The 8,722-nt window shown below is 53.6% G+C and carries 7 protein-coding genes; 3 read left to right on the plus strand and 4 right to left on the minus strand.

Features of this window, described 5'->3' with window-relative positions; all coding sequences use genetic code 11:
• Nucleotides 1-574 precede the first annotated feature (574 nt).
• Nucleotides 575-1,705, minus strand: a complete 1,131-nt coding sequence (locus FHT32_RS34655) for an IS110 family transposase (RefSeq protein WP_176669050.1) — start codon at nt 1,703-1,705, stop codon at nt 575-577.
• A gap of 111 nt (nt 1,706-1,816) precedes the next feature.
• Here FHT32_RS34655 and FHT32_RS34660 point away from each other — a divergent pair, with 111 nt between their 5' ends.
• The 3 genes from FHT32_RS34660 to FHT32_RS34670 all read left to right on the plus strand — a co-directional run bounded on the left by FHT32_RS34660 (nt 1,817) and on the right by FHT32_RS34670 (nt 4,807).
• On the plus strand, nt 1,817-2,134 hold the full coding sequence (locus FHT32_RS34660) for a hypothetical protein (RefSeq protein ID WP_256099282.1): 318 nt from the start codon (nt 1,817-1,819) through the stop codon (nt 2,132-2,134).
• A 99-nt stretch (nt 2,135-2,233) separates the two neighbouring features.
• Complete coding sequence (locus tag FHT32_RS34665; RefSeq protein WP_176669051.1) at nt 2,234-2,548, plus strand: hypothetical protein; 315 nt, start codon at nt 2,234-2,236, stop codon at nt 2,546-2,548.
• A gap of 150 nt (nt 2,549-2,698) precedes the next feature.
• Nucleotides 2,699-4,807: an AAA family ATPase gene (locus tag FHT32_RS34670; RefSeq protein ID WP_176669052.1), complete on the plus strand. Its 2,109-nt coding sequence runs from the start codon at nt 2,699-2,701 to the stop codon at nt 4,805-4,807.
• A gap of 63 nt (nt 4,808-4,870) precedes the next feature.
• On the opposite strand, the gene FHT32_RS34675 is transcribed toward FHT32_RS34670, so the two are convergent.
• The 3 genes from FHT32_RS34675 to FHT32_RS34685 form a co-directional block, all read right to left on the minus strand.
• A complete protein-coding gene (locus FHT32_RS34675; protein ID WP_176669053.1) occupies nt 4,871-5,635 on the minus strand; it encodes a hypothetical protein in 765 nt (254 codons plus the stop codon).
• A 434-nt stretch (nt 5,636-6,069) separates the two neighbouring features.
• Nucleotides 6,070-7,020 carry a retron St85 family RNA-directed DNA polymerase gene (locus tag FHT32_RS34680; protein ID WP_176669054.1) on the minus strand — a complete coding sequence of 317 codons (951 nt, stop codon included), beginning with the start codon at nt 7,018-7,020 and terminating at the stop codon, nt 6,070-6,072.
• Nucleotides 7,013-7,939 (minus strand): retron St85 family effector protein, encoded by a 927-nt coding sequence (locus FHT32_RS34685; protein ID WP_176669055.1) that lies wholly within the window; start codon nt 7,937-7,939, stop codon nt 7,013-7,015. The genes FHT32_RS34680 and FHT32_RS34685 overlap by 8 nt, the downstream gene beginning before the upstream one ends.
• Nucleotides 7,940-8,722: the final 783 nt, after the last annotated feature.

Consider the following 8,722-nt stretch of genomic DNA (forward strand, 5'->3'; position numbering starts at 1 on the left):
GGCTAGGAGGACTGAGCCCCGTTGAGTACAGGATGAAGGACGCCATCCAGTTGGCATGATCTAGACAGTGTCCAAGGTTTGGGGGTCGGTTCAGTATTAGTGGACACGAGCATCCTTTGCTCCTAACGCCGATTCAAGATGGGTTCACGGGACGCTTACGACCCACTGACCTGATGAACCGCCCACCTCACGGCGGGTTGCCGGTGCTCCTCGGTGCACTGGTGCGAACGTGAGGCACAAAAGGCGACGGCCAGGGTGCGTGAACACCCTGACCGTCTGACCACATGACGTGCACTAACTTTCGAAAAGGAGCACACCACATGGCTCATATGGTCGCTGCCGTCAACGAAGAGGATTTAAGTTTTTCTCATATGAGATCGATCGGGTGATGCGACCCGAGCGCGCAAGCGACGATGAATCATGCTCATATCCGCGGATTGGCTACCGGCACTTCATCGATCCGTCGCGGGCCTGCCTCGCTCTAAAAGTCGTGGATCATCCTTTCGGAGCCTATGCAGCCATTACGAGGGTTGCCCTGCCGGGTGCGTGGGTCGCATCACCGAATCGATCTCGCTCATGTCGTGCCTCCTTGTGTTGCCTGCGATGGTGTGTCCGCCGCCTGAGCAACTGCCCACACGAAGCCGGTGAGTTCACGCGCCACGGCCACACACACCTTGTTCCTGTGCACTCCACGGGCGTCGAGCTTTGCGAAGCGCTGCGTCAGGCGTAGCTGCGCCGTCCAGCCAATAGCGCACAGTTGCTGGCTCAAGCCTTCCTGGCGCCGACGTGCACGCTCACCCAATCGTGGCTTGAAGCGGTAGCTCCACGCCGCCTCGCTCAGCATCCTTCTCGCATGCGCGTTGCCAGTCTTGGTGATACTGCCTCGTGCAGTGCGCTCACCGCTGGAGCGCTCCGAGGGCACCAGACCCAGGTAACCCATGAGCTTGCGCGGATGATCGAAGCGGCTGAAGTCCCCGATCTCGGCCACCAGTGCGATGGCGCAGGTCACGTCGATGCCTCGCAGCGCCTGCAGCGCCGATACCTGTGGCGCAAAGCGCCAATTCTTGACGTACTCGAGCAGTGCTGAGCTCAGGCGCTTGAGGCGTTCATCGCTGGCCTGCACAGCCATCCAGTAGTCCATAAATGCTGCCTGCGTTGCCACCTCGGAGAAGTTCAGCTTCCCGAGCCATGCATGGTGCGCCTGCGTCCAGGAGGTCTTGCCCGGGAAGCGCACGTCGTGGCGCAACAGCAGGGCCTTGAGCTGTTGGCGCAAGTGGCGCCGGTCGTTCAGCGCATCTTCGCGGGCGCGTGCCAGGTCTCGAATGGCTTCGTCCTCAGGTCGAGGCACCCACACCGCGCGCAGTTGTCCCGCACGCGAGCACTCGGCCAATTGCGCGCAGTCGCGCCGGTCGGTCTTGATTCGGTCTCCGGGACGTCGAGGCATCTTCGACGGCGCAATGACCTCGCAGCTGTAACCCTTGGCCGTCAAGGCACGCTGCAGGCCCCAGCCAGTGGGACCTGCCTCATAGACCACATGCACGGCTTCGGTGTCGCCTAGTTTGACGAGCAACTTCAGCAGCTTGGGAACGTCGTGCCTGATCGTGCCGATCACCTTGGCTGCCGCTCGCCCGGGCTCAGCCACTGCAACGGCAATGCTGTCCTTGTGAACGTCCAAACCCACGTGGATCTTGCTAATCTCTTGCATGGCCGGTCTCCTTTCCTTGCTGGTAGTGACCACGGTCTCCAGCATGTAGCTCGGCAAGCTCGCTTGCAACCTACGTCAGCGGAGACCGGCCGCTTCGCAAGCAGCGCGACCATGATGTCTGAGCGAATTATGGCCGGGCGTCCCACGCCCAAATCTTCCCGCCGCAGCGGCAGCAGCAACAGCAACAGCAGCAGCACCAAGCGCGGCACCACCACCAAGCCCACGGCGCCCACCCCGACGCCCGACGAGGCAAGGGAACTACTCGAAATCAAACTGGCGCAGCTGAACTCGCTGCTGTGGTGCTGTTATGGCGACGGCAACGGGTGGTTCGAGGAGGCGGGGGAGAAGCATCGGGACAACATGCTCTGGATTGCCGCTGATTTGGCGAGGGAGGCGGAGATGTTGTTGGAGGTGAGTAGCGGGGAATAGCGTAGGTTAGGCCGGGATCGGCTGATGGCCTGGCATCCCACAAAGACGGGATGCTCTAGAACTTTTCTCTCCGCTAATGTCGCGTTGAGGAGGGTTCCTATGCCGATCCCAAACTTTTTCTACGGGCACCAAGATGCCCTGATGAGAGGAGCATCGCCCACAACGCTGGCTGTGGGCGATTCCTGGTTCTGGTATCCGTTCGACAACCTGCTCGGCGAGATCGCCGGAAGCCGTCTGCTGCAGTCGATCGTCGTGGCGGGCTACAGCGGCTCCGAGGCGTTGGATGGCAGGGCACAAACGCCGACTTCATCGAGACCACCTTCGCTATTTACGCAGAAGGCCTTTGGCGAAAACTATCCTGCTTTAGCGGCGGCTGAAACGACATCGGTGGCCAGACGAACTTTCCGAAGTTGATCAGGGCCTGTTTGGAAACCACCAACGTCGCTAGCGCATTGCAGAGACGCAAAAGTATGGACCTAAAGATGCTTAGGAACGCAGCGAGCTTAGTTAGAGCGGCGCTTCTTATAACTATCGGATGCGTCCTTGCCTTCGAAGGAGATCACTTTGAAGCTTGAGAAAATAGCCATTTCCAATTTCAAAAGCCTGCGGTATCAGGTGTTTGAGCCGACGCGATTTGGTTGCTTAGTAGGAGAAAACAACGCGGGAAAATCTTCAGTCTTGCAGGCGGTTGTTACGGCGCTAAATCGCCCACCGCAGTTGCCACTGAGTAACTTCTATGACCCGGCAGAACCAGTTGAGTTCGTTGTTGAATTTACCGATGTGAGCGAAAGCCACCTCTCTAGGGTGGCCGTAGAGCACAGGGCGAGGATTGGGAGCATCGTAGTCGACGAAGGTTTGAGGCTTTGCATACGCTACAGGCCGACAGAGCGGGTTGAGGTGTCAGCGTATCGCCTAGTCCCACGAGACGTTCGGCTTCGACCGGAAACGATCGATGTCGAGTTTGCTGGGCTAAGAGGCACCGCTATACGAGAGACGATGGTTCGGGCATATCCCGAGTTCCTAGCATCGATGCCAGAGACTCTCACCACGCTGACAGCGGCTAAGACATTTCTGCAGCAAAGGGTTGAGGAACTACCGAGGGAGGAAATGGAAATGGTCGAAGGGCCTTTGCCCTCGGGGATTGCATCGTCTATCTCAATGCTGTTGCCTGAAGCAATTTACATCCCTGCAGTCAAGAACCTCAGCGACGACCTCAAGACGACACAGTCAACGTCTTTTGGACGACTGCTGTCTTTGCTGCTCGAAGAAATGACACCGGATTTGGAGGATGTAGAGCGATCATTGTCGGTGCTAAACGCATTGTTCAATCGTGTGACTGAAGGGAATCGAGTAGTAGATCAACGGCACCACAGAGTGCAAGCCCTTGAGTCCCGCGTTGAAATGCTTCTTGGAGAGAATTTCCCCAACGTTAGGGTGCAACTCCACATACCACCCCCGGAACTAAAGACCATTCTGAGCGCAGCTCAAATTTATATTGATGATGGTTCGCGCGACCTGATAGAAAACAAGGGGGACGGTATCAAAAGGTCGTTGACGTTCGCACTGCTGCAAGCGTATGTTCTTCACCTCGAGGAGCAAAAGCAGTCGGACCCGATTGAGGGGGCGGCTTCACGACCTTTGTTCTTTCTTTTCGAAGAGCCTGAGCTTTACTTGCATCCGAAGTCACAGCGGATTCTGTTCAACACATTGGCGCGCATCGCAGGCACACATCAAGTTGCGCTAACGACGCACTCGCCGTTGTTCTTTGCCCCTGGAACGACCGCTGCGTTCGCGCGTGTTGCTAAGAGAGCGGTATCAGAAGCGAAACCCGAAGGAATTATTTATCCGGTCAACTTTGATCTAGATCCTACAAGCGCAGAAGTGTTTCAATTGGCTCGTTTTGAGAATGCCGATGCTGCTTTCTTTAGTCAACGAGTAGTTCTCTTTGAAGGGGAATCAGACGATGCTTACTGTCGTCACGTTGCGAAGATACTGAATCCGGATTGGGACTTTGATAAAAGGAATGTCACCCTCGTTCGTGTATCAGGCAAAGGTAACTTCGCGAAGTTCAGAAGATTTTTCTCTGCCTTTGGTATTGAGGTTAAGGTCGTTGCAGATCTCGATGCACTCTTCGAGGGCTATCAGCATCTTGGCGCTAGCCCCGGCGTCGCTGATCTCCGGCAGACAATGCTTAGCCAGATAGACGCTAGGATCGCTGTGCTCGGCGCGGTTGCGGAGCCCAAGGCCCGTCAGATCAAAGCTAGGGTTCAGCAAGAGTCTTGGAAGGCGAAATACGACATCGCAAAAGAAACTCTTCGAGCAGTTCAAGCATCTCGCCAAGTAGACGACGAGACACTGGCGTTGCTGGATGGCCTATTTGCGTGGGAGCAGGAGATTGCGCGCGTACAGGCGTGCGAAGCGGACGAACATGCTGCTGCGGCATTAATTCCGGTTTTGGATGCACTGCGGTCCGAAGGAATTTGCGTTCTCGCGCAAGGTGCTATCGAGGACTATTATCCGCCCGCTGCCCCGGCTTCAGGATCTAAACCGGAACGAGCGCTTGCAGCTTTGAATCTAGTCACGAACTCTGACGTGGCTTTAGCGCTGAGCGAACCGTTGGCGGCTGGGCGTCCCTGCGAACTTCAAGAGGTTTTTCAAGAACTCTTTCGGTAGGCAAGTGACTTAGTGGTAGTGTTTTCCACATTGCAGCAGCTCTATTTACTCTTGAATTGCTGCTCACAATTCAGGATTCGACACCCTGAAGTCTGGGGTAACACCAGGTAGGCCGCCAATCAGTTCGTCTATCGGATTATCGGTGCGGGCGTATTCGAGGTGCTCTCCTTTTCGAAAAAATTCATTCACTAGAGGCCTCTCAGATCGATAGAAGAGCGCTTTGCACGAATAGACTTGAATTGCATGATTGCATTGATCAACTTCCAACTCACGGAGCACAATCGTTGATAGGCGAGGAATAGCCGTAAAGGACCGAGGCTTGCTAATGATCACGCTCATCGAGGGCGTGATCGGAACTAACAACTTTGGGTTGCGCGGAGCCACGGTCGGAGCCTTGAGGTTATGGAAAAAACCGTCACCATAGATAAATTCCTTCTTCGGTGAAAAGAGAACCGCGAACTTTGCATTCGAACCAATGCTGTCGGCGAATGTCCGTTGATAGTTGCGCATGCTCAGACCGATGAGTGCATTGCGCTCACTTGATGCCAGAGGACCTCGCAGATCTTCCGCAAATGCCACTGATGCCTCGCGAGTCGCCGGGCTCCGTGCAGCCAGTGAAACCACACTCTCAGTAATTGCGCGTAGTTGTTCATCCGTGGCGGGTTGGGCGAGATATCTAGAAGTAGGCTCAGAGCAGTCCGGAGACCTTCTTTCCAGGCTTTCGAGCCAAGTGATCAGCGGCGGAAAGTGGTTGTCGGCCGCATCGAATTCCTTCTCGAAACTGAAATCCCAAGGCGTCGAGTCCGCCGTGTCTGAGGCGAGCTTCACATGGTGCCCATTGTTGATGAGCCCTAGCTGATCGGGTGGAACTCGAATCTCGGTGCCATCCGGTTTGATCCAACCAATCTTTCCGTCTGTTGCCGACCATCGACGGGATACGCATCGAGGCCACCAGTGATGTCGCTCAGATTTCAACTTGGGCATGTGTTCTCTACTGTTCTACGCATCGAGAAATCAAACTGGCGCAACTGAGATCGCCGCTGTGGTGTTGCTATGGCGAAGGCAACGAATGGTTCGAGGAAGCAGGGGAGAGGGACCGGGGCGCTGCCTTGGATCACCGGGGTTCTAGGTCAGTAGGCGGAGACGGGTTGTTGCTGCACGCTTATGGTGAGTGGCAGTTTGTCCCTCGTGTGCTTTAGTACGATTGAAAAGTGACCGATGAGTTGCTAGCCGGAGCACCGGTTGGATCGCGCGGTAAAAATTCATTCCACAAGTCGCAAAGACCGAATCTCCTCTATTCTTTTGTAGTGTTTGAATGAGAGCTTGGTAAATAACGCGGGATCGACATGCTCAATATATGCAAGATGGCCTGCTAGTTGCGGTACTTGGTCGAGTGCTAATCTTCCGGAATCAAACAGCTTGAGAAGAAGTCGAACGTGATCGCGGTAATTCCCGTGAACGACTACAGCGCCCAAGTTGTTCACTCTAAGACCAGTAATTATTGTTGAGCCGCCAGCGCGGCTCATGTAGCGAGTCTTGTTTTCATTAATCTGAAGTGACGGGCTGTTTGTTGTTTTTATGACATCATGAAGCAAATCGGAGAAATTCTTGCACGCCCCTCGTTTATTTGTCGAGAAAACAAAATCATCCGCGTAACGAGTTACGGTCGCGGCGCCAAAGCGCGAGTCATCCATCACGGCATTGGCGAGCGTTGTATCAATACGATGCATCACGGCATTTGCGATCGCCGGCGATGTCGAATAGCCAATTGGGAGTTGATTGTTTTGGTCGAAGCAAACATTGGAGATGAGCCAAAATGCATCCTCTTTGATTGACCATTCTGGAATCAGATGGCGAGAATCGAGCATGACTCGCCAAAGATCTTCGGGTTTGATTGAGGGGAAGAAGTCTTTTAAATCCAATCGAACAGAATAGTCTGCTTCTTTGTGCTTGGATGTGTTGTCAAGGATCGACTTCCCTCTTCTGAATGCAGTGGCCGCATCATGCACTGGGAGCGAATTAAGTACATTTAGGCTCAGCCATGAAAGGATGGGTTTAACCTTTACCGAAGGTTGAATGATCTGCCGTGTGTCTCCATTTTTCTTCAGAATTGAAAATTTCCGGCAGCGAGTTTTGGCTAGCCTGATCGCAATTTCTAGTGTTGCGATAGGTATCTTTAAGTCGCCCGAGATCTTGGAGACTATGCTATCCATATGCAAATCGCTGAGGGTTTCGCTTCTGATGGAAAACGCGAAATGCCGCCATCAATGCGTAGACGTCGTATTTATACTTGAGAAAAAAATCAGTCGTCGCAGCCTCATAGATAGGAGGCAAATTTGTGGTTGATTTGTTTGCGGATATATCTGTAATAAGCCCCGCCTCTCTGAGGACAGCTAGTAGGCCACTCGCAGCATCAAAGCTTTTTTGTCCAAATAATGAGATCAGGCACGATATTAGTTCTTTGTGGCTTACAGGCCCAGATAGTAATATCAGATCATGTAAAAAGTAGAGGCTGATCTTGTTCATGCGCAAGTCGCCAAGAGTCTCATAACTGACAGGGCCGCCATCTGCTGGCTGATGCGTAAGAGCTGCTTCTAAATCTTTAAATATCGCACCTATGCCATCCGATACTTTGACTCCGTTGGGAGTCATGGGGTACCACATCACAGGGGATTTTGCTTCCTTTAGTGCGGCAATTGGCCCAGTGTTTATGAAAGATTCACTGTGCTCGAATCTGGCGTTGTTAATCACAATTAGTTTGTGGCGCAATTTCTCATGCGCAAATGCCCCTAGCTCACAGAAAGCGCTTTCGCTTTCTAGAATTATTATTACTTTATCTGCGACGTCCGAAATCCTGTGCTCAAGGTCGAGGACGTTTTTTTGTGGGCCAAATTTTTTAATTTCGTTGAAAATCCCTTCAGCGTAAATAACCGTGTAGTCCGGTGATATTTGATGAATGAATTTTCTTAAATTTGTACGCCGTTGTGATGGAGTGTTTGGCGCTTGATTGGCGCCGCACAAAAAAATAAGCTGCTTAGATCGAGACAAAAAAGAAGGGCTGTCCTTTAGGGACAGCCCAAATTCATTAAGTCTGATGCCAACCGCACTATTTTCGTAGAAGAGATTGCGCATACGACTTGCCTACATAGAGCGTCGAAGGAGTCCAACTCGGACTTCCTGCCGACTGGCGGGAATCCGAGTTGGACTCCTTCGCCGTAAGGTAAAAATAAAAGGCGGATCGCAACCCGCGACCCGGCTCAGCCGAAGCTGAACAAATGCTAGGCAGGTCAATTATGCATACGCTGTTTCTTTTTGTGAACAGGGACTTTCAGGTCAGTACCAGTGGTTTACCCGCACGCGAAATCGTGTGCGGCGACGACGTGTCGACGATGGGCTTAGGTAGCTTGCTCGACGAGTCCCCCTGATTGCGCTGTTGAGTTACCACGGCCTATCGGAGCACGAACCGATCACGGTGATCAACTCATGCCCGGAGATCTTTGCGTGCCATCGGAAGCCGCATGCACGTCCTTCGGACGATTTCGTCCATCACCATGTGCCACTCTCTCATCGCTGCCGCATATCCTTAATAGGATCTCCCAAATTGACCGTCCCGGCGTAGTCGGATTCCGGGTCTGCCAATCCGCTCGCATAGCAGCCAGTCTCTCCAGGTCCTTCGCCTGGCTCGCCCGCTCGCGCTCATCGCCAGGAATGCTGAGCAAGTTCCTCGTTCCCGTTTGCCTTCAAATACTTCCAGTCCCCATCGTGCATAGCTTTCTGCTCGCGATGGTTCAAGCATGCCCCCGCCCAGTGTCCAATGATCCTGAACCGACCCCCAAACCTTGGACACTGTCTAGATCATGCCAACTGGATGGCGTCCTTCATCCTGTACTCAACGGGGCTCAGTCCTCCTAGCCC

This window comes from Variovorax sp. SG517, assembly GCF_013376045.1.
Lineage (GTDB): Bacteria > Pseudomonadota > Gammaproteobacteria > Burkholderiales > Burkholderiaceae_C > Variovorax.